Source organism: Lentzea xerophila, assembly GCF_051094245.1.
GTDB classification, from domain to species: Bacteria; Actinomycetota; Actinomycetes; order Mycobacteriales; family Pseudonocardiaceae; genus Lentzea; species Lentzea xerophila.
The window spans coordinates 1,694,109-1,717,812 of sequence record NZ_CP194934.1; the positions used below are offsets into that span (position 1 = coordinate 1,694,109).

The 23,704-nt window shown below is 69.2% G+C and carries 26 protein-coding genes, 1 pseudogene and 1 riboswitch; of the genes and pseudogenes, 13 read left to right on the forward strand and 14 right to left on the reverse strand.

All coding sequences use genetic code 11. The features are described from left to right. Window positions 1-13 precede the first annotated feature (13 nt). A complete protein-coding gene (locus ACRSBM_RS08365; RefSeq protein WP_434441451.1) occupies window positions 14-931 on the reverse strand; it encodes a hypothetical protein in 918 nt (305 codons plus the stop codon). Between the two features lie 11 nt (window positions 932-942). Beyond that, window positions 943-1,911 (reverse strand): DUF2332 family protein, encoded by a 969-nt coding sequence (locus ACRSBM_RS08370; RefSeq protein WP_434441453.1) that lies wholly within the window; start codon window positions 1,909-1,911, stop codon window positions 943-945. 102 nt (window positions 1,912-2,013) lie between these two features. On the opposite strand from ACRSBM_RS08370, the gene ACRSBM_RS08375 reads away from it, so the two are divergent. The 3 genes and pseudogenes from ACRSBM_RS08375 to ACRSBM_RS08385 all read left to right on the forward strand — a co-directional run bounded on the left by ACRSBM_RS08375 (window position 2,014) and on the right by ACRSBM_RS08385 (window position 4,508). After that, window positions 2,014-2,772 (forward strand): enoyl-CoA hydratase/isomerase family protein, encoded by a 759-nt coding sequence (locus ACRSBM_RS08375; protein ID WP_434441455.1) that lies wholly within the window; start codon window positions 2,014-2,016, stop codon window positions 2,770-2,772. A 247-nt stretch (window positions 2,773-3,019) separates the two neighbouring features. Continuing rightward, window positions 3,020-4,105, forward strand: a pseudogene (locus ACRSBM_RS08380) (IS4 family transposase); the annotation flags it as partial. A 121-nt stretch (window positions 4,106-4,226) separates the two neighbouring features. Continuing rightward, a complete protein-coding gene (locus tag ACRSBM_RS08385) occupies window positions 4,227-4,508 on the forward strand; it encodes a hypothetical protein (RefSeq protein ID WP_434441458.1) in 282 nt (93 codons plus the stop codon). Between the two features lie 110 nt (window positions 4,509-4,618). Here the strand turns inward: ACRSBM_RS08385 and ACRSBM_RS08390 are convergent, their stop codons facing one another. The 7 genes from ACRSBM_RS08390 to trxA all read right to left on the reverse strand — a co-directional run bounded on the left by ACRSBM_RS08390 (window position 4,619) and on the right by trxA (window position 8,292). After that, on the reverse strand, window positions 4,619-5,218 hold the full coding sequence (locus ACRSBM_RS08390) for an MBL fold metallo-hydrolase (RefSeq protein ID WP_434441461.1): 600 nt from the start codon (window positions 5,216-5,218) through the stop codon (window positions 4,619-4,621). Continuing rightward, window positions 5,218-6,306 carry an S-(hydroxymethyl)mycothiol dehydrogenase gene (locus ACRSBM_RS08395; protein WP_434441463.1) on the reverse strand — a complete coding sequence of 363 codons (1,089 nt, stop codon included), beginning with the start codon at window positions 6,304-6,306 and terminating at the stop codon, window positions 5,218-5,220. The genes ACRSBM_RS08390 and ACRSBM_RS08395 overlap by 1 nt, the downstream gene beginning before the upstream one ends. Window positions 6,307-6,319: 13 nt before the next feature. After that, on the reverse strand, window positions 6,320-6,838 hold the full coding sequence (locus ACRSBM_RS08400; protein ID WP_434441466.1) for a VOC family protein: 519 nt from the start codon (window positions 6,836-6,838) through the stop codon (window positions 6,320-6,322). A gap of 69 nt (window positions 6,839-6,907) precedes the next feature. Beyond that, window positions 6,908-7,177 carry a DUF4235 domain-containing protein gene (locus ACRSBM_RS08405; RefSeq protein WP_434441468.1) on the reverse strand — a complete coding sequence of 90 codons (270 nt, stop codon included), beginning with the start codon at window positions 7,175-7,177 and terminating at the stop codon, window positions 6,908-6,910. Next, complete coding sequence (locus ACRSBM_RS08410) at window positions 7,174-7,461, reverse strand: DUF3618 domain-containing protein (RefSeq protein WP_434441470.1); 288 nt, start codon at window positions 7,459-7,461, stop codon at window positions 7,174-7,176. Before ACRSBM_RS08410 ends, ACRSBM_RS08405 begins: the two co-directional genes overlap by 4 nt. Next, window positions 7,458-7,847: a phage holin family protein gene (locus tag ACRSBM_RS08415; protein ID WP_434441473.1), complete on the reverse strand. Its 390-nt coding sequence runs from the start codon at window positions 7,845-7,847 to the stop codon at window positions 7,458-7,460. The genes ACRSBM_RS08410 and ACRSBM_RS08415 overlap by 4 nt, the downstream gene beginning before the upstream one ends. Window positions 7,848-7,920: 73 nt before the next feature. After that, on the reverse strand, window positions 7,921-8,292 hold the full coding sequence (trxA, locus tag ACRSBM_RS08420; protein WP_434441474.1) for a thioredoxin: 372 nt from the start codon (window positions 8,290-8,292) through the stop codon (window positions 7,921-7,923). A gap of 163 nt (window positions 8,293-8,455) precedes the next feature. Between trxA and ACRSBM_RS08425 the strand changes: the two genes are divergently transcribed. The 5 genes from ACRSBM_RS08425 (at window position 8,456) to ACRSBM_RS08445 (ending at window position 13,954) form a co-directional block, all read left to right on the forward strand. Continuing rightward, the gene (locus ACRSBM_RS08425; protein WP_434441475.1) at window positions 8,456-9,541 is read left to right on the forward strand and encodes a hypothetical protein; all 1,086 of its coding nucleotides are present in this window, start codon (window positions 8,456-8,458) and stop codon (window positions 9,539-9,541) included. Window positions 9,542-9,814: 273 nt separating this feature from the next. Next, a complete protein-coding gene (locus ACRSBM_RS08430) occupies window positions 9,815-10,720 on the forward strand; it encodes an ABC transporter substrate-binding protein (protein WP_434441478.1) in 906 nt (301 codons plus the stop codon). Then, window positions 10,710-11,543 (forward strand): amino acid ABC transporter permease, encoded by an 834-nt coding sequence (locus ACRSBM_RS08435; protein WP_434441481.1) that lies wholly within the window; start codon window positions 10,710-10,712, stop codon window positions 11,541-11,543. Before ACRSBM_RS08430 ends, ACRSBM_RS08435 begins: the two co-directional genes overlap by 11 nt. Further along, window positions 11,530-12,288: an amino acid ABC transporter ATP-binding protein gene (locus tag ACRSBM_RS08440; protein WP_434441483.1), complete on the forward strand. Its 759-nt coding sequence runs from the start codon at window positions 11,530-11,532 to the stop codon at window positions 12,286-12,288. The genes ACRSBM_RS08435 and ACRSBM_RS08440 overlap by 14 nt, the downstream gene beginning before the upstream one ends. A gap of 1 nt (window position 12,289) precedes the next feature. After that, a complete protein-coding gene (locus tag ACRSBM_RS08445) occupies window positions 12,290-13,954 on the forward strand; it encodes an aminotransferase class V-fold PLP-dependent enzyme (protein ID WP_434441486.1) in 1,665 nt (554 codons plus the stop codon). Here ACRSBM_RS08445 and ACRSBM_RS08450 read toward each other — a convergent pair. Beyond that, window positions 13,932-14,114 (reverse strand): DUF397 domain-containing protein, encoded by a 183-nt coding sequence (locus tag ACRSBM_RS08450; RefSeq protein WP_434441488.1) that lies wholly within the window; start codon window positions 14,112-14,114, stop codon window positions 13,932-13,934. The two genes, ACRSBM_RS08445 and ACRSBM_RS08450, sit on opposite strands and share 23 nt — an antisense overlap. Continuing rightward, complete coding sequence (locus ACRSBM_RS08455) at window positions 14,089-14,928, reverse strand: helix-turn-helix domain-containing protein (protein WP_434441491.1); 840 nt, start codon at window positions 14,926-14,928, stop codon at window positions 14,089-14,091. Before ACRSBM_RS08455 ends, ACRSBM_RS08450 begins: the two co-directional genes overlap by 26 nt. Before the next feature lie 206 nt (window positions 14,929-15,134). Here ACRSBM_RS08455 and ACRSBM_RS08460 point away from each other — a divergent pair, with 206 nt between their 5' ends. From ACRSBM_RS08460 to ACRSBM_RS08480, 5 genes are all read left to right on the forward strand, one after another. Beyond that, on the forward strand, window positions 15,135-17,381 hold the full coding sequence (locus ACRSBM_RS08460) for a chitobiase/beta-hexosaminidase C-terminal domain-containing protein (protein ID WP_434453021.1): 2,247 nt from the start codon (window positions 15,135-15,137) through the stop codon (window positions 17,379-17,381). A gap of 108 nt (window positions 17,382-17,489) precedes the next feature. Then, window positions 17,490-17,879 carry a TIGR03618 family F420-dependent PPOX class oxidoreductase gene (locus ACRSBM_RS08465; RefSeq protein ID WP_434441494.1) on the forward strand — a complete coding sequence of 130 codons (390 nt, stop codon included), beginning with the start codon at window positions 17,490-17,492 and terminating at the stop codon, window positions 17,877-17,879. Further along, window positions 17,860-19,005 carry a precorrin-6y C5,15-methyltransferase (decarboxylating) subunit CbiE gene (cbiE, locus tag ACRSBM_RS08470; RefSeq protein WP_434441496.1) on the forward strand — a complete coding sequence of 382 codons (1,146 nt, stop codon included), beginning with the start codon at window positions 17,860-17,862 and terminating at the stop codon, window positions 19,003-19,005. The genes ACRSBM_RS08465 and cbiE overlap by 20 nt, the downstream gene beginning before the upstream one ends. Further along, window positions 19,002-19,742: a precorrin-4 C(11)-methyltransferase gene (cobM, locus tag ACRSBM_RS08475; protein WP_434441499.1), complete on the forward strand. Its 741-nt coding sequence runs from the start codon at window positions 19,002-19,004 to the stop codon at window positions 19,740-19,742. The genes cbiE and cobM overlap by 4 nt, the downstream gene beginning before the upstream one ends. Further along, window positions 19,739-20,440 (forward strand): cobalt-precorrin-6A reductase, encoded by a 702-nt coding sequence (locus ACRSBM_RS08480; RefSeq protein WP_434441502.1) that lies wholly within the window; start codon window positions 19,739-19,741, stop codon window positions 20,438-20,440. Before cobM ends, ACRSBM_RS08480 begins: the two co-directional genes overlap by 4 nt. Here ACRSBM_RS08480 and ACRSBM_RS08485 read toward each other — a convergent pair. The 3 genes from ACRSBM_RS08485 to ACRSBM_RS08495 are packed head-to-tail and all read right to left on the reverse strand — an operon-like array spanning window position 20,412 to window position 23,550. After that, window positions 20,412-21,863: a precorrin-2 C(20)-methyltransferase gene (locus ACRSBM_RS08485; RefSeq protein WP_434441505.1), complete on the reverse strand. Its 1,452-nt coding sequence runs from the start codon at window positions 21,861-21,863 to the stop codon at window positions 20,412-20,414. The two genes, ACRSBM_RS08480 and ACRSBM_RS08485, sit on opposite strands and share 29 nt — an antisense overlap. Next, complete coding sequence (locus ACRSBM_RS08490) at window positions 21,860-22,480, reverse strand: precorrin-8X methylmutase (protein ID WP_434441508.1); 621 nt, start codon at window positions 22,478-22,480, stop codon at window positions 21,860-21,862. The genes ACRSBM_RS08485 and ACRSBM_RS08490 overlap by 4 nt, the downstream gene beginning before the upstream one ends. Continuing rightward, the gene (locus ACRSBM_RS08495; RefSeq protein WP_434441511.1) at window positions 22,477-23,550 is read right to left on the reverse strand and encodes a hypothetical protein; all 1,074 of its coding nucleotides are present in this window, start codon (window positions 23,548-23,550) and stop codon (window positions 22,477-22,479) included. The genes ACRSBM_RS08490 and ACRSBM_RS08495 overlap by 4 nt, the downstream gene beginning before the upstream one ends. An 8-nt stretch (window positions 23,551-23,558) precedes the next feature. Further along, window positions 23,559-23,690, forward strand: a riboswitch (cobalamin riboswitch). The last annotated feature ends 14 nt before the right edge of the window (window positions 23,691-23,704 follow it).

The following is a 23,704-nucleotide window of genomic DNA, read 5'->3' on the forward strand; positions in this document are numbered from 1 at the left end:
GCGTGGAAGCGGTTCAGCGGAAGGAGTTGCGCGTGTAGGTCAGGCTGAAGTCGCCCTTGTTGGAGAAGTACCTGTCGATCACCAGCGCCGGGTCGGTGGCCAGGTAGCCGCGGTAGACCGGGCCGTCGTTCTGGTCGTCCCAGCCCCACGGCGCGTTGGCGGCGTTGTCCTTGCCGTTGTCGCCGCGGAAGGTGCCGAACGACGAGAAGGTCTCCGAGTTGTTGCGGCGCGCCCACATGCCGTTCGCTTCCAGCGTGTTCACCAGGCGGTAGCCGACGCTCCGGTCGTTGCCGCCCGACGGCACCTCACCGGTCGCGGCGGGGTGGTAGATCACGCCGTCGCCGCCGGGGAAGTCGGTGCCGTCCCAGCGGTACAGGCCGTGGCCCTTGGCCTCCTGCCAGGTCGCGGGGCGGCCGCCCACCAGCAGCAGGGTGCCGTCGATGGTCTCCGCGCCGTTCCGGTACGGCGACCCGGCGGGCACGTAGGAGTAGAAGTCGCTGTGCGCCACGGTGACCGCGGCTTCGAGCGTGCCGAACCCGCTGTTCCTGCGGACGGCCAGCAGCACGCCCTCCAGGTCGTTCTCGTGGGTGCGGGTGCCGAACGGGTCGGGCTGGTCGTCCCAGTCGCGCGGGTGGAAGAAGCCGTAGACGATGAACCAGTGGGTGCTCGTCTCGGTCACCGAGTAGTACGCGGCGCCGGTGAGCCTGGCGAGCTGGGGCTGGTTCTCCCAGTTGTTCAGCGAGTTCCAGTCGCCGTCGAAGTCCACAGTGGACAGGTAGTCGGCGTCGTGGTCGGACGAGTCGGTGTCCTGGTGGTGGACCGGGGCCCAGTGGAACGCCAGGTCGTGGTCGGAGACGGCGGCGTGGGCCGGGGCGGTGAGGGCCGTGGTGAAGAGAGCGACGGCCAGCAGGATGGCGCGGATCGTTTTCACGACGCCGGAGGTTAGCTGTAGATGGTGACCGTCAGGCGGGGGTTTGAGCGAAAGTCCGTCGACTCGTAGGCAACGCGCGCGAGCGGCATCGACCCCGCCGCCGCGGTCAGCGTCGTCTCGATCTCGTTGCGCTCGTCCTCGGTCAGGTACGCCCAGAACGAGCTGTGCCAGACCACCGTGTACGTGCCGCGGTCGTCGGGAGGCACGAGGTTCTCGCGCAGCCACCGCCCGGCGGGCGAGCGCGCGACCTTCACGCCGACCCTGGCCGCGAGCTCGATGGCGTCGTCGAGGTCCCACCGCAGCGCGTCGTGCTCGGGCGGGATGAACGAGTGCAGGATCATCGCGTGCTTGGGGTCGCTCGGATCGCGCGGCTGCAGGTCGCAGCCGGCCCGGTCGACGATCTCCAGCTTCGGCGGCTGCGGCCCGGCGGCGGCCAGGCGCACCGGTGAGTCCTTCTCGCCCCACTCCCAGCCGAGCCCGAACCAGCGGTAGTGGTCGAGGATCAGGTTCAGCCCCGCGCACGCGCCGAGTTCGAGCAGCCGGACCTTCGGCGCGCCGATCATCGTCAGCCCTCTCAGCAGGAACGCGGCCGTCTTCGGCTGGTGCTGCTGCACGGTGCGGTCGAGCGCCGCGAGGATGTCGCCCGCGTTCTCGACGATCGCGCTCCGCGCCGCGAGCCAGGCCAGCAGCGACGCCGAGTCGGACTCGCCGGCCATCGCCGCCGCGTGCGCGCCGGCGAACCGCTGGCTGAGCTCCGGTGCCTTTCCGGACAGCATCAGCAACCGCACGCCCGCGAGCGCCTGGATGCCGAACAACGGACTGTGCACGGCACTGTGCGAGCACAACAGGTCCGAGACCGGCCCGCCGCGATCCAGTTCGCTGGCGAGCTCGGAGAGGATGCGCGCGGAAACGGGCGCGCTGGTGCGCAACCGCACCGCGAACGTGCGCAGCGTGGAAGCCCCGATGCTCGCCGCCGTCACGGTCCCTCCCCTCCCCGGCACCGGGACTTTACAAGGGCGTGAACGTTTTCGGCCCACGTGAGACCGCGCGTGGGCTCCTGGCCGGTCGGTATCGTGCGGCTGGTGAGCGAGTTCCTGGAGCTGTCCGCGGCCGGTCCGGTCGCCACGTTGACGATCAACCGCCCGGCCAAGCGCAACGCGATGAGCTACGAGATGTGGTCGGCTCTGCCAGGCTTGCTGGCTGACGTTTCCGCTGATGAGAGCATCCGCGTGCTCGTGATCCGCGGCGGGGGGCACTTCTCCGCGGGTGCCGACATCGCCGAGTTCTCGACCCTGCGGCGGGGCGCCGCCGGTGCCGCTCACTACGGCGAAGCGGTGCACAACGGCGAACGCGCGATCGCCCGGCTGGACAAACCGACGATCGCCGCGGTGTCCGGTTTCTGCGTCGGCGGAGGCTGTGAGATCGCCCTCGCGTGCGACATCCGGGTGGCCTCGCCGGAGGCGCGGTTCGGCATCACACCCGCGAAACTCGGCATCGTCTACAACTTCACGTCCACCAAGGCGCTCGTGGACGCGGTCGGCCCGGCCTGGGCGAAGCAGATCCTGTTCTCCGCCGACCTGATCGACGCTCCGACGGCGCTGCGGATCGGCCTCGTCAACGAGGTCGCCGAGTCGCTCGACGCCCGTGTGAAGGAACTGTCCGAGCAGATCGCCGCCCGCGCGCAGGTGTCCGTCCGGGGCGCCAAGAGGATCATCAACTCGATCACCGACGGCGGGCACGAGGACGACTTCGTGCGCGCGCTGTACGCGGAGGCCGCCTCCAGCGACGACTACGCCGAGGGCGTGTCGGCGTTCCTGGAGAAGCGGCCCCCGCGGTTCTAGTGGTGTGGCTTGGAACGTTGCCGGGCGAATTCGCGGTCAGACGGGTGCATCGTGGTGCCGCCCCCACGTCCTCGTACTGGTTGTACTGGCAATGCCTGGAACTTAAGGCTGGGTGGCGGAGGGCGTTGATCACGGTTCGGCTGTGATCAGTGTGGCTGCGTGAACAGGCAACGAGGCTCCGGCTAGGACTGGTGATTGTCGAAGTCAGCAGTCTGGGCCAGGAGCCTCGTTGTCTGTTCATGCTGCCATGCCCTCAGGGTGGTCCTCGCCGGTGGGGCGGTTGTTGTCCCGGTCCGCGCTAGGCCTGTTGTCGTGCGTCCTGCCACCGGCGTTGGTCGATGAGGCATTGGCGGTGTCGGGCCGCGACGAGCGACGGTTCCGGGCGTTGCCATCGCGGCTGGGCGTGTACTTCGTGCTCGCGTTATGCCTGCTGCGCACCAAGTCGGCAGCCACAACGATCAAGGCGATGTTCCCGCTCGACGGTCTGGTCCGGTTATCGGTGCGGGGTTGGCGGCTGCCGTCGAGCACGGCGTTGACCGCGCTGCGGGACCGGATCGGCGTGGTGCCGTTTCAACTGTTGTTCGGCGCGCTTGTCCAGGCGATACCGGCCCCAGTCCGACCGTGGTCGCATGCGTTCGGGTTGCTGGTGTGTGCCTGGGACGGCACCGAGATCGAGCTGGCCGACACCACCGCCAACCGCGAGCACTTCCCGCCCCATCAACGCAAAGGCGTCTTCCACGGACTGCCCAAGACACGGGTTCTGGTGCTGCTGGCCTGCGGCGGACGCCGTCTGCTGGGTGCGGCCACCGGGCGGGTCGCCCGCAGCGAGAGATTCCTGGCCGGGCAGCTCATCGAGCGGCTGCGCGCCGGGATGCTGCTGCTGGCCGACCGCGGCTTTCTCAGCCACGCGTTGTGGACCGCGTGCCGGGCCCGCGGCACGCATCTGTTGTGGCGGGCCAAGCTGGACAAGCCGATTCTGCCGGTGCGGCAGGCACTGCCGGACGGATCGTGGCTGTCCGTGCTCCACGACCCCGACGACGCCCGCAACTGGCGGCGCAACGTGCGCCGCAACAAGCAACACGGACACCGCCCGCCCACGCCCCGTCCGATCAAGGGCATCGTGGTGCGGGTGGTCGAGGCGCTGATCACCGTCACCGCCGACGGCGAGACCCGCACCGAGAAATACCGGCTGGTCACCAGCCTGCTCGACCCCGCCACCGCCCCCGCGGACCAGCTGGTGGCCCTCTACGCCCGCCGGTGGGCCGCCGAGACCGGCATCGGCGAGATCAAAACCGTGCTGCTGGCCAAGCGAGCACTACGCGGCCAGACCCCGATCCGCGCCCAGCAAGAACTATGGGCCACCCTGGTCGTCCACCAGGCCATCCGGCTACTGATCGGCCACGCCGCACTCACCCACGACCTGGACCCGTCCCGGATCTCCTTCACCGCCGCCCGTGACACCGGTCGAGCACGCGATCACTACCACGCCCGCCGACGCCGCCAGACACCTCGCCTGGGCAGTACACGACCTGAGCCGGCAGCTGGTCACCGTCCACACCCACCACCGGATCTTCCCCCGCGCGCTCAAGAACACCTACGCGCGATACCCGTGGCGCGGGAAGACCCGGCAGCTGACCAGCAACAACGCCAGCTACCAGATCCAGGTACTCCCCACAACGACTTCAACAACAGCTACCACGCACCCGCCAACCACAAGCAGCCCCAGAACCGCTTAAGTTCCAGGCATTGGTCGTACTGGTTGTACGGGGGCGTGGGAGCGGTGCCGCGAGGCGCCCTGCTGAGCGTGAATTACCCAGCCCACGTTCCGGGCCGCGCCACTAGCGTCCTAGAAGACCTCTGCGGCGATCGTGGTGTCCGGGCCGTGGCCCGTGTGCACCACGGTCTCACCGGGCAGCGTCAGCAGCTTCTCCCGGATCGACGCCTCGATCGTCGGCCGGTCCGAGAACGACCGCCCGGTGGCGCCGGGTCCGCCCTGGAACAGCGTGTCCCCGGTGAACACCGCGCCCAGCGACGGCACGTGGAAGCACACCGCGCCAGGGGAGTGCCCCGGCGTGTGCAGCACGTGGATCTCCTCGCCGGCCACCGTGATCACCTGGCCGTCCTCCAGCGCCAGGTGCGGGAGCACGCCGGTGTGCGTCAGGTTCCAGACCACGTGGTCGGCCTGGTGCAACGCGAGCGGCGCGCCCGTCGCGTGGGCCAGGTCCGGCGCCACCCGGACGTGGTCGTCGTGGGCGTGGGTCAGCAGGATCGCCACCACGCGGCGCCCGTCGACGGCCTTGAGGATGGCGTCGACGTCGTGCGGGGCATCGATCACGACGCACTCGGAGGAGTCGCCGATCACCCAGACGTTGTTGTCGACGTCGAAGGTCTCGCCGTCCAGCGAGAAGGTGCCGGAGGTGACGGTGTGGTCGACGCGCAGGGCCATCAGAACACCACGACCGATCGCAGCACGTCGCCGTGGTGCATCTTCTCGAACGCGCCTTCGACGCCGTCGAGGGGGATCTCCTCGGTGACGAACGCGTCCAGGTCGAAGCGGCCCTGCTGGTACAGGTCCACGAGCAGCGGGAAGTCGCGGGACGGCAGGCAGTCGCCGTACCACGACGACTTCAGCGAGCCGCCGCGCGAGAAGAAGTCGATCAGCGGCATCTCGAGCTTCATGTCCGGCGTCGGAACGCCCACCAGGACAACGGTTCCGGCGAGGTCGCGGGCGTAGAACGCCTGCTTCCACGTCTCGGGGCGGCCGACCGCGTCGATCACCACGTCCGCGCCGAACGAGTCGGTCAGCTCCTGGATGGCCACCACCACGTCGTCGACCTCGCGCGCGTTGATGGTGTGCGTCGCGCCGAAGCCCTTGGCCCACTCCAGTTTCCGCGGGTCGGTGTCGACAGCGATGATCTTCGCGGCACCGGCGAGCCGGGCGCCCGCGATGGCGCCGTCACCGACACCGCCGCAGCCGATCACGGCCACCGAGTCGCCGCGGCCGACGCCACCGGTGTTCACGGCCGCGCCGACGCCCGCCATCACGCCGCAGCCCAGCAGGCCGACGGCGGCGGCACGGGCCGAGGGATCGACCTTTGTGCACTGTCCGGAGTGAACGAGCGTCTTCTCCGCGAACGCGCCGATGCCCAGGGCGGGGGACAGCTTGGTGCCGTCCGTCAGCGTCATGGGCTGCGAGGCGTTGAACGTCGAGAAGCAGTACCAGGGCTTGCCGCGCTTGCAGGCACGGCAGGTGCCGCAGACCGCGCGCCAGTTCAGCACGACGAAGTCGCCGGGCTCCAGGTCCGTGACGCCCGCGCCGACCGACTCCACGACACCCGCGGCCTCGTGGCCCAGCAGGAACGGGAACTCGTCGTTGATGCCACCCTCGCGGTAGTGCAGGTCGGTGTGGCAGACGCCGCACGCCTGGACCTTCACCACGGCCTCGCCGGGACCGGGATCGGGCACCAGTACCGAGGTCAGTTCGACGGGAAGTCCCTTGCCACGGGCGATGACGCCCTTGACCTCTTGTGCCACTGCGGTTCCGTCCTTACTTGATCAACGTCGTGCCTTCGAACTCACCGAGTTCTTCCCGGTAGAACTCAATCCCTACACCGTTGGGGTCACGGATGTACAGGCTGTCTTCAATGCCCCTGTCGGGACCCAGGTACTCGATGCCGGCCTCGTCGAGTTTGGACCTGATCTCGGCGAACCGCTCGGCGGACGTGGACAGCGCGAGGTGCTGCACCGCGCCGATCGTCTCGGAGAACGGCGGGTGGTCGTGACCGGGGAAGTCGAAGAACCCCAGCAGGTTCTTGCTGCCGAGGTCGAAGAAGAAGTGGCTGGAGCCCTGGTAGTCGCGGTTCTCGACCAGCTCCACCAGCGGGAAGCCGAGGAACTCCTGGTAGAACCGGATGGTCTCCTCGACGTCCCGGCAGATCAACGCGATGTGGTGAACACCGCGGGTGGGGGAGCCGCCTCGTTCGGCGAGGGGCTTCACATAGCGTTCGCGGAGCTCGTCGCGCTGGGCCCGGATGGCGGCGAGCTCCTCACCCTCTGGCTGTGGCATGCGAGCAGGGTAGTTGAGGATTCAAACTTCCGCAGCGCGGAGCCCCCGCGCGCCATCCGGGTTCGGTGCTCAGTCTTCCTCGTCGCCGGGCCATTCGCCGGTCAGCTTCTGGAAGCCCTTGGCGCCGCCGCGGTCGATCGCGGCCTTGACCAGGCTGAAGATGGCGCCCTGCAGTGCCGCGGCCACCAGCACCTCGGTCCAGGCGCGGTTGCGCATCGTGGCGCTGGGCGCTTCCTTGTCGCCCGCCACGAGCTTCCAGATCTGCCCGAAGATCGCGGTGGCGAGGAAACCGCCCAGGGCGCCGAACAGCATGCCCAGCGGCCGGTACAACAGCTTCATCGGTTCCTCCTGGAGATCGCCCAGATCGCGACGACGAGCGCGATCAGCGCCGCCGCGATCGCCCCGGGGTGCCGGCGTGCCTTCTCGACCTGCTCCGCGACGGGCTCGGGCAGCGAGTCGATCGCCTGGTTGGTCGCGGCGGTCATCCGCACGACCCTCTCGTGCGCCTGCTCCTTCACGCGGCCGGGCACGTCGGCCTTGTGCGCCAACGCTTCCACGGTCTCACCCAGTTCCCGGCGGGTGCGCTCGACATCGCGCTGCAGCTGCTCCTTGGGGTCACTCATCGGTGCGCACTCTCCTTGATCGTCGCGATGTCACGCTGGACGTTGTCCATCGCCTGCCTCGGCACCGGGGGAGCCGCCTGCCTGACCTGCCCCTTGCCCACCAGCGCGAAGATGCCCGCGAACAGCAGAAGGGCGGCCGCGACGATCAACGCGGCCGCCCACGGCGGTACTACGAGAGCCAGTAGCAGGATCAGGCCCGCGACGACGCTGAGCCCGCCCCACCACGCGAACACACCGGCCGCGCCGAACATCCCGGCGCCGACACCGGCGTGCTTGCCCTTGTCCTTCAGCTCGGCGACGGCGAGACGGATCTCATCGCGTGCGAGCCTGCTCACCTGCTCGGACAGCTGGTTCACCAGCTGTGCGGTCGACGTGTCGGTGTTCATGCACGTCGGCTACCCACAGCCAGGAAGAACCAATCAGCGCGCGGACGAGCCGATCAGTGCGAGGAAGAGCCGATCAGCCCTGCTGGGCCTGGGCCTCCGCGACCTTCGCGTGGACCTCTTCCATGTTCACCTCGCGCGCCTGCTGGATCAGGTCGTCCAGGGCGTTGCCCGGCAGCGCGCCAGGCTGCGAGAACAGCACGACGCCTTCGCGCACGATCATCAGCGTCGGGATCGAGCGGATGCCGAACGTGGCAGCGAGCTCCTGCTGCGCCTCCGTGTCGACCTTGCCGAACGTGATGTCGTCGTTCTTGTCCGACGCCGCTTCGTAGGTGGGCGCGAACGCGCGGCACGGGCCGCACCACTCGGCCCAGAAGTCGACCAGGACGATGCCGGATCCGCCGACCACCTCGTCGAAGTTCTCCGTGGTCAGCTCGACCGTCGCCATGTGGTCCTCCTCGTTAGCTTGGGGGTACCGCTTTCCAACGAAGCGGACTCCGATGGAATTCCCCCGGATCCGCCCGGTCACGCCCGGAGGGGTGTCCGGACCGGGTCGAGCGGGCCGGCGGAGCGGCGTGATCAAGACGACGTCCGCCTGACATGATGCGGCCGTGCGCACTCCGGAAGCGATCCTGCGGGACACCGCCTGGGACGAGCTCGACCACGCTTACGGCTCCGCCTCGGACGCCCCTGAGCAGCTGCGGAACCTGCTCAGCGAGGACGACGAGGCCTGCGGGAACGCGCTCGGTTACCTGGACGGGGCACTGCTGCACCAGGGCTCGGTCTACTCGGCCACCTCGCCGGCCGCCGCGTTCGTGGCCGCGATCCTCGACGACCCCCGCGTGAGCATGCTGTGCGAGAGCGCGTTGCCGTGGGACGACCGCGAACGCCCACTGCGCGCCGCCCTGCTGGAGTGGCTGGGTTCACTCGCGGAGTCCCTCACCTACGACGAGTGGGAGTTCGACGACTCCGAAGACGCCGCGTCGGAGGCCGCCGCGCTGGACGCCGGCCGCGCGCTCCTGCCCGAGTTGTTCGACCGGATCGCACCGTTCCTGGACGACACCGACTCGGCCGTGCGCCAAGCCGCGACCGGTGCCGTGTCACACCTGCTGCGCGCGCCCAAGCTCGCCGACCAGCGCGCCGAGGTGGCCGAACGGCTGTTGCGCGCGGCACGGGACGCGTCCCCGGTGGAACGTGCGGGCATCGCGCTGAGCCTTGGCGGCTGGGGCATCTCGGTGCTGCTCGACGACGAACACCCCGGCGTGCGGGCGTGTGCGGCCATCACCACGGCGTACGACGACGATCTCGTCGCTCTCGCCGAGGTGCGGACGGCGCTGCGCGACCCCGCCGCGGTGGACGGCCTGCTGGAGGGCCAGCCACCGCAGCTCGACGGGCGGCTGCGGTTCCAGCTCGTCGCGGCGCTGTTGCGGCGCACGGCCACGTTCGACGAGATCGCCGACGAGGCCGTCGCCTTCGCGCGGATGACCAACGAGTACACCGTCGACTCGGACTGGGGACCGCTGGTGCTCAGGGCGTTCCCCGACGGCCCGGCCGATGCGCTTTCCCCGGCACAGCAACGGTTTCTCGCCGCCCTCGTGGCCAACGACCGGTGCTGGGGCTTGATCGGGAACCGGACCTCGTGGCTGCGGAAGGCCGGACTGCCGACTGAACGGGACGCGTTGCGCGCCCTGGTCTAGCCGGGGTGTCGCGGTGGCGGCGGTTCCCGGGCGGGATGGCGCCGGGATGCCGGGGCGCTGGCAGCTGCTGGTCGCCGGAGCCCTGGCCACCACCCCTCCGCGCCAACCGCCGCAGCGCCACCAGCCGAACCGTTGTCAACTTTTCGTGGAGGCGTTCAACGACCTGTTTACGCAGCTCCGACGGCCTGTCGCCCACCGCGTCGGCGAACTGTCGCAAATGGTTGGTTCAACTTTTTGTGGACGGCTTCAACTCGGCGTTGTACGGTCCCCGCCATGATGCCGCGTCTGCTCGTGACCTCGCTGCTCGTACTGGGGCTCGCCGCCTGCGGGTCCACGTCTGACACCAGTTCCCAGACGTCCACGCCCCCGTCGTCCGACCTCGGTTCGGTCCAGAAGGACGACAAGCTCGCCGCGCTGCTGCCGCCCGAGATCGCCTCGGCCGGCACGCTGAAGGTCGGGTCGAACATCCAGAACCCGCCGAACAACTTCTACGACCAGGACGGCAAGACGCCGCTCGGATCCGAGGTCGACCTGATCAAGGCGATCTCCGCGAAGCTCGGTCTCAAGGCCGAGCACAGCGACATGGCGTTCAGCTCGCTGATCACCAGCCTCGAGACCGGCCGTGTCGACGTGACGATGGCCGCGATGAACGACACCGCCGAACGCCAGCAGAAGATCGACTTCGTCGACTACTTCACCTCCGGCATCACGATCATGGTGCAGAAGGGCAACCCGCAGGGCGTCAAGGCCGTCGACGACCTGTGCGGCAAGGGGATCGCGGTCAACCTCGGCAGCTCGCAGGAGCAGTTCGCCAAGGACCAGAGCCAGAAGTGCGTCGCCGCCGGCAAGCCCGAGGTGCAGCTCTCCGTGACCGACAGCGACACCGGCAACCAGAACCAGCTGCGCACCGGCCGGGTCGCCGCGATCCTGAACGACCTGCCGACCGCCGTCTACGTCTCGAAGACCGCCGGTGAGGGCCAGTACTTCGAGGTCGTGCCGCTCGCGCCGATCAACGGTGGCCCGTACGGCATCGGCGTCGCGAAGAAGAACGCCAAGCTGTCCGAGGCGATCAAGGCCGCGTTGCAGTCGCTGATCGACGACGGCACCTACGAGAAGATCCTCACCACCTGGGACATCAAGCAGGGTGCGATCACGAAGGCCACGATCAATGGCAAGTGATCTCCACAGTCCTGAGCTCCGGCAGTCCGAGCTCACCGTCGTGCCGCTGCGCCACCCCTGGCGGTGGATCAGCGGCGCGGTGATCCTCCTCGTCATCGCCGGCCTCGGCTGGTCGATGGCCGAGGCGCAGATCCAGTGGGACCACGTGCCGGGGTTCTTCACGCACCCCGTCATGCTCGAAGGCCTGCTCAACACCATCGTGCTCGCCGTCGCCGCGCAGGGTGGCGCGATCCTGCTCGGCGTCGTCATCGCGTTGATGCGGCTCTCGGCGAACCCCGTCGCGCGGTGGTTCGCGGTCGGCTACATCTGGCTGTTCCGCGGCCTGCCGGTGCTGCTGCAGATCCTGATCTGGTTCAACCTCGCGCTGGTGTTCCAGGAGATCAGCATCCCGATGCTGTTCTCGGTGCCCACCAACGTGGTCATGACCGCGTTCGTCGCGGCACTGCTCGGGTTGGGGCTCAACGAGAGCGCCTACATGGCCGAGATCGTCCGCGCCGGCCTGAGCAGTGTCGACGAGGGGCAGACCGAGGCCGCCAAGTCGATCGGCATGACCCCGCTGACGACCCTGCGCAGGGTCGTCCTGCCGCAGGCGATGCGGGTGATCATCCCGCCGACCGGCAACAACTTCATCAACATGATCAAGGGCACCTCGATGGCGTCGGTGATCGCCTTCCTGGAGCTCATCCACGCCGCGAACAACATCTCCTCGCGGAACCTGGAGATCATGGAGACCCTGTTCGCCGCCGCGGCCTGGTACCTCGTGATGGTGTCCCTCGCGTCGATCGGGCAGCACTACCTGGAGCGTGCTTATGGCCCTCGTTGAGGCGATCGGTGTCCGCAAGTCGTTCGGCCACACCGAGGTGCTCAAGGGCATCGACCTGGAGGTCGAGCGCGGTGAGGTCGTCTGCCTGCTCGGGCCGTCGGGCGCGGGCAAGTCGACGTTCCTGCGCTGCGTGAACCACCTGGAGACCATCGACGCCGGCCGCATCTGGGTCGACGGCGTGCCGGTCGGGTTCCGCTCGGCGCACGGGAAGCTCTACGAGCTGCGCGAACGCGAGGCCGCCCACCAGCGCCGCGACGTCGGCATGGTGTTCCAGCGGTTCAACCTGTTCCCGCACCGCACGGCGCTGGAGAACATCATGGAGGGCCCCGTCCAGGTGCTCGGGCGCAGCCGTGCGGAGGTGCGCGCGGAAGCGCTGGCGTTGCTGGAAAGGGTGGGACTGGCCGAGAAGGCCGGCGCCTACCCCGGCCAGCTGTCGGGCGGTCAGCAGCAACGCGTCGCGATCGCCCGCGCCCTGGCGATGAAACCCAAGCTGATGCTGTTCGACGAGCCCACGTCCGCGCTGGACCCGGAGCTGGTCGGCGAGGTGCTCGACGTGATGACCTCGCTGGCCCGCGACGGCATGACGATGATCGTGGTCACCCACGAGATCGGCTTCGCCCGCTCGGTCGCCGACCGCGTGGCGTTCCTCGTCGACGGCGCGGTGGTGGAGACCGGTACACCGGCCGACGTGCTGGACAATCCGCAGCAGCCGCGCACGCAACAGTTCCTCGCAAAGGTGCTCTGACTTGATCGACGCCTCGTACCTCGCCCAGTTCCGCGAACCGGAGGGGTATCTCGACTTCGCCCGCTTCGGTCCGCCGTCGCTCCCGGTCGTCACGGCCACCGCACGGTTGATGGAGCAGGCGTCGCTCGCCGGTCCATCCACAGTGGACACGTTGATGCGCGAGGAACAACGCGTGAAGGCCGCCGTCGCGCGGTTGTGCCGCTCGGACACCGACCACGTCGCGCTGGTGCCGAACACCTCGATCGGGTTGTTCCAGGCGGCTTTCGGGCTGTCCGGCACGGTGATGTACTCGGCGGCGGAGTTCCCGTCCAACACCTATCCGTGGGTGCGGGCGGGGCTCCCGTCCGTCGTGCTGGACGGTCCGGTGCACTCCGCCGCGGTCGCGACCCGCCTGACACCGGAGGTCTCCGCGCTGTCGGTGTCCGCTGTGGACTTCCGCACCGGTTATCGCGCGGACCTGGCGGCACTGCGCGAGACCGTGGGTGACCGGCTGCTGATCGTGGACGGCATCCAGGGCTTCGGCGTGGTCGACGAACCGTGGGAGCTCGCCGACGTGCTCGTGGTCGGCGGCCAGAAGTGGTTGCGCGCCGGGTGGAGCACCGGTTTCGTGGTGCTGTCGGACCGGGCGCTGGAACGGCTCTCGCCGGTGCTGTCCGGCTGGACCGGGGCCGTGGACGCGGGCCTGTTCGACGACTCGGTGCACGACGCCGCCCCCGACGCCGCCTCCTGGAACATCACGAACCTCTCGCCGGTCGTGTCCGGCGCCTTCGCCGAGGCGCTGGAACTGGTCGAGCTGGCCGGGGTCCCGTCGCTGGACGCCGCGGTGGGTGAGCTCGTCGCGGAGCTGGAGGAGATCGTGCTGTCCAGCGGCGGCAAGATCGTGTCCGCGCGCGAACGCCGTGCCGGGATCCTCGCGTTCACCATGCCAGAGGCCGCCTCGGTGGTAGGCGAGGCGTTGAACGCCTTCGGCATCACCGCGACGGTCCGCCCGGAGCACGTCCGGCTGTCACCGCACGCCTCGACTTCCCGCGGCACGCTCGAACGGGTGCGCGCGGCCCTGAAGTCGTTGTCCGGCTCGGCTTCCTCACCGGTGCCGGCCGCGTTGTCGGCGCTGGTGCCGACCGTGGACAGCCTCGCGTCGGCGCTGGGCCCGGACACCGAGGTCGTCGTGCACGACCTGTCGCGGCTGCCGAACTCGATCATCGCCATCGCCGGGTCGCTGACCGGGCGGCAGGTGGGCGGCCCGATGACCGACCTGCTGCTGGGCCTGGTCCGGCGCGGCACGACCACCGACATGCCCGGCTACGAGACCTACGCCCCGGACGGGCGCGCGATCTGGTCGTCGACGACGTTCGTGCGTGACGCGGCCGGGGTCGCCGTGGGCTGCCTGTGCGTCAACAAACTCGCCGCGCACGAGGCCTCCGGACCCGTCGAGTCGTTTCCACAGGACGTGGACACGCTGCAACGGGTACTGGTCGAGAAGGCGATCGCGGACGTGGGCGTGCCGGTCGAGCTCATGAAGAAGGTGCACAAGTCCCAGGTCGTGCGCGTACTGGACGAGGCGGGGTTCTTCCTCATCCGCGACTCCGTCGACCATCTAGCGGGTGTCCTGGAGGTCACCCGCTACACGATCTACAACTACCTCAACGAGAACCGAGGAAGCTGAGCAGGTTGTGCCAGGCAGGGACCGAGAACGCGAGCACATCGCCGCTCGCGTTCTTCGAGTCCCGGACGAGTGCGTCGTGGGCCAGTGACACCTCGACGCACTCGCCCTCCTCGGTGCCGTTGCTGTAGCTGCTCTTACGCCAGGTGCGGTCCTGAGTCATAGTTTTCCCCTCGCGGTCGGCCGACGTAGTCCGCCAGCTTGCTCCGCGATTGTCCCGCATCCAAGGCGACCTGATCCAGGCGGTCGAAGAGCAACCGCGTGCGTGCGATCGCGCCCAGATCTTGCACGAACACATGCGTGAGGTCGGTTTCGCTGTAGGCGATGGGGTGTGCCTTCTCGTACTCCCACAACACACAGCTTGAGGCGGCCATAGGTGCGTCCGCGGGCACGATCCGGATGGTGTGAGTGTCGAACAGCAGCCGCGCGTACTGATCCTCCATGATCCGGTCGCTGCCGACCTGCAGTTGCAGCGCATGCTCATGAACGAAAAACACGCAAGTCGGCCGATCGTGTCGGCGTAGGAGCGTTTGGCGGTCGGTTCGGAACTGGACGAGCGCCGGGATGCGGGACTCGGTCACCTGTCCGGTCATCCGGTATAGCCCGTCAGCGTATTCCGGAGTCTGGATCAGGCCTGGTACCGACTGCGGTGAGTAGCTTGTGATCGTTGTAGCGGTGGACTCGGCCATTGCAACCGTGCGCAGTTCGTCGGACACCTGCACGATGTACTCGTCGAAGGCGTACTGGTAGCGGCGCCGGAAGTCGTTGACGAAGTCGATGTCCTTGCCGCACATGGACAAGTACTGGATGAGGTCGATCTCGCTGGCGCGCGCCTTGCCGTGCTCCACGGTGGAGACCTTGCTCGGGTCCCAGCCCAGCTTCTCGGCGAGCCGGTTGCCGCTCAGCCCGGTGCAGGTCTCCCGCAGGCGCCGGAGCTCGTCGCCCAGATCCCTGCTGTACGCGGTGGATGGAGTCATGGGTCGACGCTATGGGTTGTATTCACTACAAGCAGCTGCTCGTTCGGGTGAAAACAGTTCCGGGACCGGTTCGCGTTCCGGTGGAGTCGCGCACCTTTCCTGAAACTTACGTCTTCCCTCCTCGTCATCTCGGCTTTACCGTTCCAGGTGTGAGAGCGCTCTCAAAGGTGAGATGGCGGGCTGGACTGGCCGCCGTAGCGATTGCCCTGTCGTCATTGGCGACGGTCGAGGCCGCACATGCGGCCGACGACTACACGCAGAACGTGACCGCGATCGACGCGACTCAAGCACGGATCAACTTCACGCCGGCGACCCCTGCCCTGTACGTCGACGTGCACTACCTGATCGCCAACGTCCCGCAGCAGAACTTCCGGATGACGAACAACGCCGGGACCTGGCAGAAGACCGTCGGGTCGCTGTCGTCCGGCACGCAGATCGAGTACTGGTTCACCTACGAGAAGGGCGGTCCGCAGTACGACAGCCCGCACTTCACCTACACGCACGGCAGCACGCAGGCACCGGTCGCGACGCCGACCTTCAGCCCGCCCGGTGGCGCCTACACGTCGGCGCAGACCGTGACGATCTCGACCGCCACCTCCGGCGCGACGATCCGGTACACAGTGGACGGTTCGACGCCGACGGCCAGTTCTCCGGTCTACAGCGGGCCGATCTCCGTGCCCAGCAGCAGAACCGTGAACGCGATCGGCATCAAGGCCGGTCTCACGAACTCGGCCGTGGCGAGCGCGACCTACACGATCGGCACGCAGCAGGGCTGCGTCCAGTCGAACAACCCGGACTTCGGGCCGAACACGCGCATCTTCGACCCGAGCATGTCGTCGGCGAGCATCCAGACCCAGCTCGACGCGGACTTCAACATGCAGAAGGACACGCTGACCGCGCAGATGGCGCCTCGGCGGGTCGCGCACCTGTTCAAGCCGGGCACCTACAACGGCATCCACGACGACGTCGGCTACTACACGTCCGTCTCGGGCCTGGGCCGCAACCCCGGTGACGTCCTGATCAACGGCGACATCACCGTGGACGCGTTCAACGAGTCCGACAAGGGCGTGGCGCTGCAGAACTTCTGGCGCTCGGCCGAGAACATGGCCGTGAACCCCAGCAACGGCACCAACCGTTGGGCCGTCGCGCAGGCGGCCCCGTTCCGCCGCATGGACATCCGCGGCAACCTGGCGCTCTACCCGGCCTCGTACGGGTTCGCGTCGGGCGGCTACACGGCCGACACCCGCGTGTCCGGTCAAACGGCCTCGGTCTCGCAGCAGCAGTGGTACACGCGTGACTCGAACTACGGCAGCTGGAACGGCGGCGTGTGGAACATGGTGTTCTCCGGGACGCCCGGCGCGCCCGCGACCACGTTCCCGAACCCGCCGTCGACGAACCTCGCGACCACGCCGATCTCGCGGGACGTGCCGTACCTCTACCTCGAGAACGGCGCCTACCGAGTGTTCCTGCCGTCCTTGCGCACCAACGCTTCCGGTGCGTCGTGGATCAACGGCGGCACGCCGGGGTCGTCGTTGCCGATGAGCCAGTTCTACGTCGTGAAGGCCGGTGACACGGCCGCCACGATCAACGCGGCGCTGGGTCAGGGCTGCAACCTGTTCTTCACGCCCGGCATCTACAACGTCAACCAGACGATCAACATCACGCGGCCGAACACCGTCGTGCTGGGCATCGGCTACGCGACGATCGTGCCGCAGAACGGCGTCACCGCGATGCAGGTCGCGGACGTCGACGGCGTGCGGATCAAGGGCATCCTGTTCGACGCCGGCACGACGCTGTCGAACTCGCTGCTGACGGTGGGCCCCGCCGGTTCGTCGGCGTCGCACGCGGCCAACCCGACCACGTTGCAGGACGTGTTCTTCCGGGTCGGCGGCGCGATCGCGGGCAAGGCGACCAACAGCCTGGTCGTCAACAGCCACAACACGATCATCGACCACAGCTGGATCTGGCGCGCCGACCACGGCAACGCCGGCACCTGGGGCTGGGACGAGGCGATCGGTGACACCGGTCTGGTCGTGAACGGCAACGACGTGCTGGCCACCGGCCTGTTCGTCGAGCACTACCAGAAGTACCAGACCATCTGGAACGGCGAGCGCGGGCGGACCATCTTCTACCAGAACGAGATGCCGTACGACGTGCCGAACCAGGCGGTGTGGAACAGGCCGAACGGGCAGGCCGGATACGCGGCCTACAAGGTCGGCGACCACGTCACCACGCACGAGGCGTGGGGACTCGGCAGCTACTGCTTCTTCAACGTCAACCCTTCCGTGCGGGCCGAGAACGCGTTCGAGGTGCCCAACCGGCCCGGCGTGAGGATGCACAACCTGCTGACCGTGTCGCTCAACTACCAGGGAACGATCACCCACGTGGTGAACGACGTGGGGGCGGTGACGCCGCCGGGCACGGTGCCGGTGAACGTCGTCAGTTACCCGTAGTGCTGCTCTGGAATACGGCCCGTCACCTCCAGGTGGCGGGCCGTATTCCCGTTGGGTGAGCAAAACGACGCGCCGATCGATTTCGTTTCGGGGCTTTCGCATTGCATGATGCGTGCCATGTCGATCGAGCGGGGCGCCGAGTTCGCCGAGTTCTGGGCCGAACGGCACCTGTGCACGTTGTCCACCGCGCGTCCGGACGGGACCGTGCAGGTGGTGCCGGTCGGGGTCACGCTCGACACCGAGCACGGCATCGCGCGGATCATCACGCACGGCGCCTCGTGGAAGGTCAAGCACGTGCGCAAGGCCGGGTACGCGGCCGTGTGCCAGGTGGACGGACGGCGCTGGTCCACGCTGGAGGGTCCGGCGGTCGTGCGTGACGACGTGGAATCCGTGCGGGAGGCCGAGCGCCGGTACACCGCGCGGTACAAGGAACCCCGGGTCAACCCGGAGCGTGTCGTGATCGAGATCCAGGTGCGGCGTGTCACCGGAACCGTCTGACGTCGTTGTCGTCGGCATCGGGGCCGACGGGTGGGACGGGCTCTCCCCGGCCGCGCGGCAGGCCGTCGCGGGCTCGAAGGTGCTGATGGGCTCGCAGCGGCAGCTCGACCTGGTGCCGGGGGAGTTCGAGCGGGTCGCGTGGCCGTCGCCGCTGGTGCCGGCGTTGCCCGCGCTGTTCGAGAAGTACTCCGGCGTGTGCGTGCTCGCCTCCGGCGACCCCATGTTCCATGGCATCGGCACCACCCTGGTCCGGCTGCTGGGGGAGCGCGTGACGGTCGTGCCGCACCCGTCGTCGGTGTCGCTGGCGGCGGCGCGGCTCGGGTGGGCGTTGAACGAGGTCGAGGTCGTGTCCCTGGTGGGACGGTCTCCCGACCTGCTGCGTCCCGCCCTGACGCCGGGACGGCGGGTGCTCGTGCTCGGGGGCGATCCGGCGACCGTGGCGGCGCTGGCCGGGCCGATCACCGTGCTGGAACAGCTGGGTGGGCCCGCCGAGCGGGTTTACCCTTGGTCCGGGCAGGACTCGGACCCGTTGTGCGTGATCGCGATCGAGTACAGCGGGAGCGCCCTGTCGCGGGTTCCCGGACTGCCGGACGACGCCTACGAATCCGATGGCCAGCTGACGAAGCGAGAGGTGCGGGCGATTTCTCTGTCGAGATTGGCGCCGCTGCCGGGGCAGCTGCTGTGGGATGTGGGGGCCGGGTCGGGGTCCATCGCGATCGAGTGGGCGCGGACGCACCCGACGTGCCGGGCCGTCGCGATCGAGCAGTCGGCCGAGCGGGCGGAACGGATCGTGCGGAACGCGGCCTCGCTGGGTGTGCCGGGGGTTGCCGTCCACATCGGACGCGCCCCGGACGCGTTGGAGGGCTTGGAGAAGCCGGACGCGATCTTCATCGGCGGCGGCGTGACCGTGCCGGGCGTGATTCAGGCGTGCTGGGACGCGCTGGCGTCCGGCGGGCGGCTGGTGGTGAACGCGGTGACGCTCGAGTCCGAGGCCGTGGTGGCGCAGTGGTACGCGCGGCTCGGCGGTGACCTGGTGCGGATCGCGGTCAACCGCGGGTCGTCGGTCGGCAAGTTCACCGGCTGGCGGCCGCACATGCCCGTGACGACGTGGAGCGTGACCAAGTGACCGTGCACTTCATCGGCGCCGGACCCGGTGCCGCCGACCTGATCACGGTGCGGGGGCGCTCGTTGATCGAGTCGTCGCCCGTCTGCCTGTACGCGGGTGCGCTGGTGCCGGTGGAACTGCTCGCGTACTGCCCCGAGGGTGCGCGGAAGGTCGACACGGCGTCCCTGACGCTGGACGAGATCGTCGCCGAGCTGGTCGCGGCCTCCGAGCAGGGGCTCGACGTCGCCCGGCTGCACTCCGGGGACCCGGCGGTGTTCAGCGCGATGGCCGAGCAGATGCGGCGGCTGGACGCGCTGGAGATCGCCTACGACGTGACGCCCGGCGTGCCGGCGTTCGCGGCCGCGGCGGCGTCGTTGCAGCGCGAGCTGACCGTGCCGGGCGTGGGGCAGACGGTGATCCTCACGCGGACGTCGCAGCGCGCCACGCCGATGCCTCCGGGGGAGGACCTGGACACGTTGGGGCGCAGTCACGCGACGCTCGTGCTGCACCTGGCCGTGCAGCGGATCTCCGAGGTCGTCGCCGAGCTGGTGCCGAACTACGGCGCCGACTGCCCGGTCGCCGTGGTCGCCTACGCCTCGCGGCCCGACGAGGTCGTGCTGCGCGGGACGCTGGACGACATCGCCGCGCAGGTCCAGGCCGCCGGGATCAAGCGGACCGCGGTGATCATCGTCGGCCGGACGCTCGGCGCCACGCAGTTCCCGGACAGTCACCTGTACTCGGCGGCGCGCGTTCGATGATCCTGATCCTCGGTGGGACGGGGGAGGCTCGTGAGCTGGCCTCCCGTGTTCCCGCCGTGTCGTCGCTGGCCGGCCGGGTGAGCTCGCCCCGGCTGCCGGTCGGCGAGGTGCGGGTCGGCGGGTTCGGCGGGGTGGACGGGCTCGCGCAGTGGTTGCGGGACAACGACATCCGTGCCGTGGTCGATGCCACGCACCCGTTCGCGCGCCGGATCACCTTCAACGCCTTCGAAGCGTGTGCGCGGGTCGGGGTGCCGTTCCTTGTGTTGCGGCGGCCAGGATTCACGCCTCAGCCCGGTTGGCGATGGGTGGACAGCGTGGCGGACGCGGCTTTGGACCTGCCCGGTTCCCGGGTGTTCCTGACGACCGGGCGGCAGGACCTCGCGGAGTTCGCTTCGTGCTCGCAGTGGTTCCTGGCGCGGATGGTCGAGCCGCCGGAACCGCCGCTGCCGCAGCGGATCGAGGTGCTGCTGTCGCGCGGTCCGTTCACTGTGGACGGTGAGCTGGAGCTGATGCGGGCGCACCGGATCGACGTCCTGGTGACCAAGGACAGCGGCGGCGCGATGACCTCGGCCAAGCTCGAAGCCGCTGCTCAGCTGGGAGTTCCGGTCGTGATCGTCCGCCGGCCACCGCTCCCGCCCGCGGAAACGGTGGCCGACGTCGACGCGGCCGTCAGGTGGCTGGGTACCGCCGGGGCGTGAAGACGACGCCCGCGTCGGTCACGATCGTCTGCGACGAGCCGATGATCAGCAGGCAGCGCATGTCGATCGTGGCCGGGTCGAGGGCGCCGAGCGTGAGGACGCGGATCTCCTCCTCGGGGCCGCCGACGTCACGTCCGACGACGACCGGGGTCTCCGGCTTGCGGTGCCGCAGCAGCAGATCCCGCATGTCCGCCACCTGGTGCGTGCGGGCCTTGGACGCCGGGTTGTAGATCGCGATCACGAGGTCGGCGCTCGCGGTGGCCTCCAGCCTGGCGGCGATGACGTCCCACGGCTTGAGGCGGTCGCTCAGCGAGATCACCGCGTAGTCGTGGCCGAGCGGCGCGCCCGCCTTGGCCGCCACGGCGTTCGCGGCCGTGACGCCGGGGATGACCCTGACCGGCACGTCCGGGGACTCCGCGGCGACTTCCAGCACCGCCGTGGCCATCGCGAAGACGCCGGGATCGCCCGACGACACGACGGCGACCCGCGCACCCTTGCGAGCCAGGTCCAGGGCGAAGGCCGCGCGTTCGGACTCGACCTGGTTGTGGGACGTGTGCCGCTTCTGGCCGGGGCGTTGCGGGACACGGTCGAGGTAGGTGCTGTAGCCGACCAGCTCGTCGGCGGCGGCGAGCTCCTGGCGGGCTTCCGGCGTGAGCCAGTCGCGCGAGCCGGGGCCGAGGCCGACCACGACGACCTCGCCCTGCGGTTTCGCGGGCTTGGAGTGGCTGGGGAGCACGGCGATGGAGAAGTACGGGACGGTCTCGGGGTCGACGTCGGCCAGCGGCGACATCTTCTGCCGGCCGGTGGTGGCGCGTTCCACGTACCAGGCGCCGTCGAGCCTGTCGGACGCTTCGAGGGCCGCTTTGACGTTGCCGAAAGTGCGGCCCAGCTTGAGGATCGCGGCGCTGTCGGTGTCGGCGAGGCGGCTCGCGAGCTCGGCGGGCGGCAGCGTGCCGGGCAGGATCGTGAGGACCTCGTCGCGCTCGACGAGCGGCGTGCCGAGAACCGCGCTCGCGCCGCTCACCGACGTGACGCCCGGGACGACCTCCCACTCGTAGCGGCCGGCGAGCCGCTTGTGCATGTGCATGTACGAGCCGTAGAAGAACGGGTCGCCCGCGGCGAGCACGACGACGTCGCGCCCGGCGTCGAGGTGGGCGGCGAGCCTGGCCGCGGCCTGTTCGTAGAACGCGTCGATCTCACCCTGGTAGTCGTCCGTGTCCTCGGTCGTGACCGGGTAGACGAGCTGCTCCATGATCTGGCCGTCGCGCAGGTACGGTGCCGCGATGGTTCTGGCGACGGACTTGCCGTGCCGGGCGCTGTGGAACGCCACCACGTCGGCTTCGGTGATGAGTCGCGCGGCCTTGACCGTCATGAGTTCCGGGTCGCCGGGACCCAGGCCGACGCCGTAGAGCTTGCCGGTCATTCTTCCTCGCTCGCAATCGCGTTGATGGCCGCCGCCGTCATGGCACTCCCGCCGCGCCGGCCGCGCACCACGAGGTGCTCCAGATCCGTTGCGGCCAAGGCGTCCTTGGACTCTTTGGCGCCGATGAACCCGACCGGGATGCCCAGCACCGCCGCCGGTCGCGGGGCGCCCTGCTCGATCAGGTCGATGAGGTGGAACAGCGCGGTGGGGGCGTTGCCGATCGCGATCACCGCGCCGTCGAAGCGGTCCGCGAGCAGTTCGAGCGCGGCGGCGCTGCGCGTGTTGCCGATCTCCTGCGCCCGTTGGGGCGTGCGCGGATCCTGCAGGTAGCACAGGACTTCGTTGTCCTTCGGCAACCGGCGGCGGGTCACCCCGGACGCGACCATGTTGGCGTCGCACAGGATCGGGGCGCCTCCCCGGAGCGCCTCGCGTGCGTCGCGGACGACGTTCGGCGAGAAGGCGACGTCGTCGGGCAGGTCGGTCATGCCGCACGCGTGGATCATGCGGACGACGACCTTCGCGACGTCGTCGGGGAACCTGGTGAGGTCCGACTCCGCGCGAATGGTGGCGAAGGACTGGCGGTAGATCTCCGCCCCGTCCTTGATGTACTGCGTCACCTGTACTCCTCGTAGCCGTCGCCGGTCGCGACGAACTCGGTCACATCGCCGGCGGGACGACCGCAGCGGCGTGCACAGCCCGACCAATGAACCGCGCCGGGAGTGTCGGACCTGCTCCTTAGAATTGAAATTGGGGGTACCCGGCCCGGCGCGTGTGTGTGGTGTGTCGTATCGGCCCGTGCGTGCGCATCGACCCAAGCGTGCACATCGGCGCGTATGTCGGAGAGCGACTTCGCGCAGCCGGGGCGTCCGGTGCAGGCGCTGACGCCGTGCCACGGGGAGGCGGGGTCCGTGATCAGGCCGGCGACGTCGGTCCCGGCGGGCACGACGAGGCTGCGCCACGGCGTCAGCCGCAGAGGTACCCCGGCGAGCTGATGGGCGTCCAGGCGGCCGAGCGGCACACCCGGCGTCACCGGCGAAGGTGCGACGGGCGTCACAACCGGGGTGAACACCTCGTCAGCAGAGACGCCGAAGTAGTCGGTGATCTTTCGCACACCGCCGTCCACTTCGGACAGGCGCCAGGCGGATCCGCGCATCGACTGGAACAGCCGGGCGGCGGACACCACCGCGTCGACCGGATCGTGAACTCGGACACCTGTATCGGTACCGGCCAGCAGTAGCACGTCTCCGGCGAGGCCGAAGTCGCCGCCCAGACCGCTCACCGCGGCACCCACCGTGACCAGGAAACGCCCTGGTAGCGAGGCCAGCGCGGGGTCCGCGCACAGGGCGGAGTCCAGGGAGTCGACCAGCGCCTGGTTGTCGTCCAGCGGCGCGGCGATGATGTTGCGGATCCGCTCGTGCGACGCGGAGGGCAGCAGGCCGGCGGCACGTAACCGCGAGCCCAGCTCCACGCCGTCCGCGAGGCCTCTGATCTGGAGATTCGCCCGCGAGGTCAGCTCCACCGCGCCCGACCCCAGTTCGAGCGCGGCCAGTCGCACGACGTCCCACTGAGCAGCGGAAAGAGTGCCGCCCGGCACCCGGATGCGCGCCAGCCCGCCGTCGGCCGCGGCGTGCAGCTCGACGGCGCCGGGGCAGGCGTCCGGGTGACCCCGTTGAATTCCGGTGGGCATAGGTCGGACTGTAACCCGCCGGTTAGGGTGAGCCCGAACGACGAAGCGCAGGAGGAAGCCGGTGCGAATCCGGCGCGGTCCCGCCACTGTGACCAGCGGACGCTGGGAGTCAGGAACTCCGCTTCGCCAGTCACCCGCAACCTGGGGCGAGGAC

Excerpts from the sequence above, each read along its gene's own strand:
- ACRSBM_RS08485 (WP_434441505.1), bottom strand. The coding sequence starts at position 21,863 with ATGACCGGCAAGCTCTACGGCGTCGGCCTGGGTCCCGGCGACCCGGAA.
- ACRSBM_RS08450 (WP_434441488.1), bottom strand. The coding sequence starts at position 14,114 with ATGACTCAGGACCGCACCTGGCGTAAGAGCAGCTACAGCAACGGCACC.
- trxA (WP_434441474.1), bottom strand. The coding sequence starts at position 8,292 with ATGGCGACGGTCGAGCTGACCACGGAGAACTTCGACGAGGTGGTCGGC.
- ACRSBM_RS08405 (WP_434441468.1), bottom strand. The coding sequence starts at position 7,177 with ATGAAGCTGTTGTACCGGCCGCTGGGCATGCTGTTCGGCGCCCTGGGC.
- ACRSBM_RS08455 (WP_434441491.1), bottom strand. The coding sequence starts at position 14,928 with ATGACTCCATCCACCGCGTACAGCAGGGATCTGGGCGACGAGCTCCGG.
- ACRSBM_RS08435 (WP_434441481.1), top strand. The coding sequence starts at position 10,710 with ATGGCAAGTGATCTCCACAGTCCTGAGCTCCGGCAGTCCGAGCTCACC.
- ACRSBM_RS08410 (WP_434441470.1), bottom strand. The coding sequence starts at position 7,461 with ATGAGTGACCCCAAGGAGCAGCTGCAGCGCGATGTCGAGCGCACCCGC.
- ACRSBM_RS08415 (WP_434441473.1), bottom strand. The coding sequence starts at position 7,847 with ATGAACACCGACACGTCGACCGCACAGCTGGTGAACCAGCTGTCCGAG.
- ACRSBM_RS08430 (WP_434441478.1), top strand. The coding sequence starts at position 9,815 with ATGATGCCGCGTCTGCTCGTGACCTCGCTGCTCGTACTGGGGCTCGCC.
- ACRSBM_RS08400 (WP_434441466.1), bottom strand. The coding sequence starts at position 6,838 with ATGCCACAGCCAGAGGGTGAGGAGCTCGCCGCCATCCGGGCCCAGCGC.
- ACRSBM_RS08390 (WP_434441461.1), bottom strand. The coding sequence starts at position 5,218 with ATGGCCCTGCGCGTCGACCACACCGTCACCTCCGGCACCTTCTCGCTG.
- ACRSBM_RS08465 (WP_434441494.1), top strand. The coding sequence starts at position 17,490 with ATGCGTGCCATGTCGATCGAGCGGGGCGCCGAGTTCGCCGAGTTCTGG.
- ACRSBM_RS08440 (WP_434441483.1), top strand. The coding sequence starts at position 11,530 with ATGGCCCTCGTTGAGGCGATCGGTGTCCGCAAGTCGTTCGGCCACACC.
- ACRSBM_RS08495 (WP_434441511.1), bottom strand. The coding sequence starts at position 23,550 with ATGCCCACCGGAATTCAACGGGGTCACCCGGACGCCTGCCCCGGCGCC.
- ACRSBM_RS08480 (WP_434441502.1), top strand. The coding sequence starts at position 19,739 with ATGATCCTGATCCTCGGTGGGACGGGGGAGGCTCGTGAGCTGGCCTCC.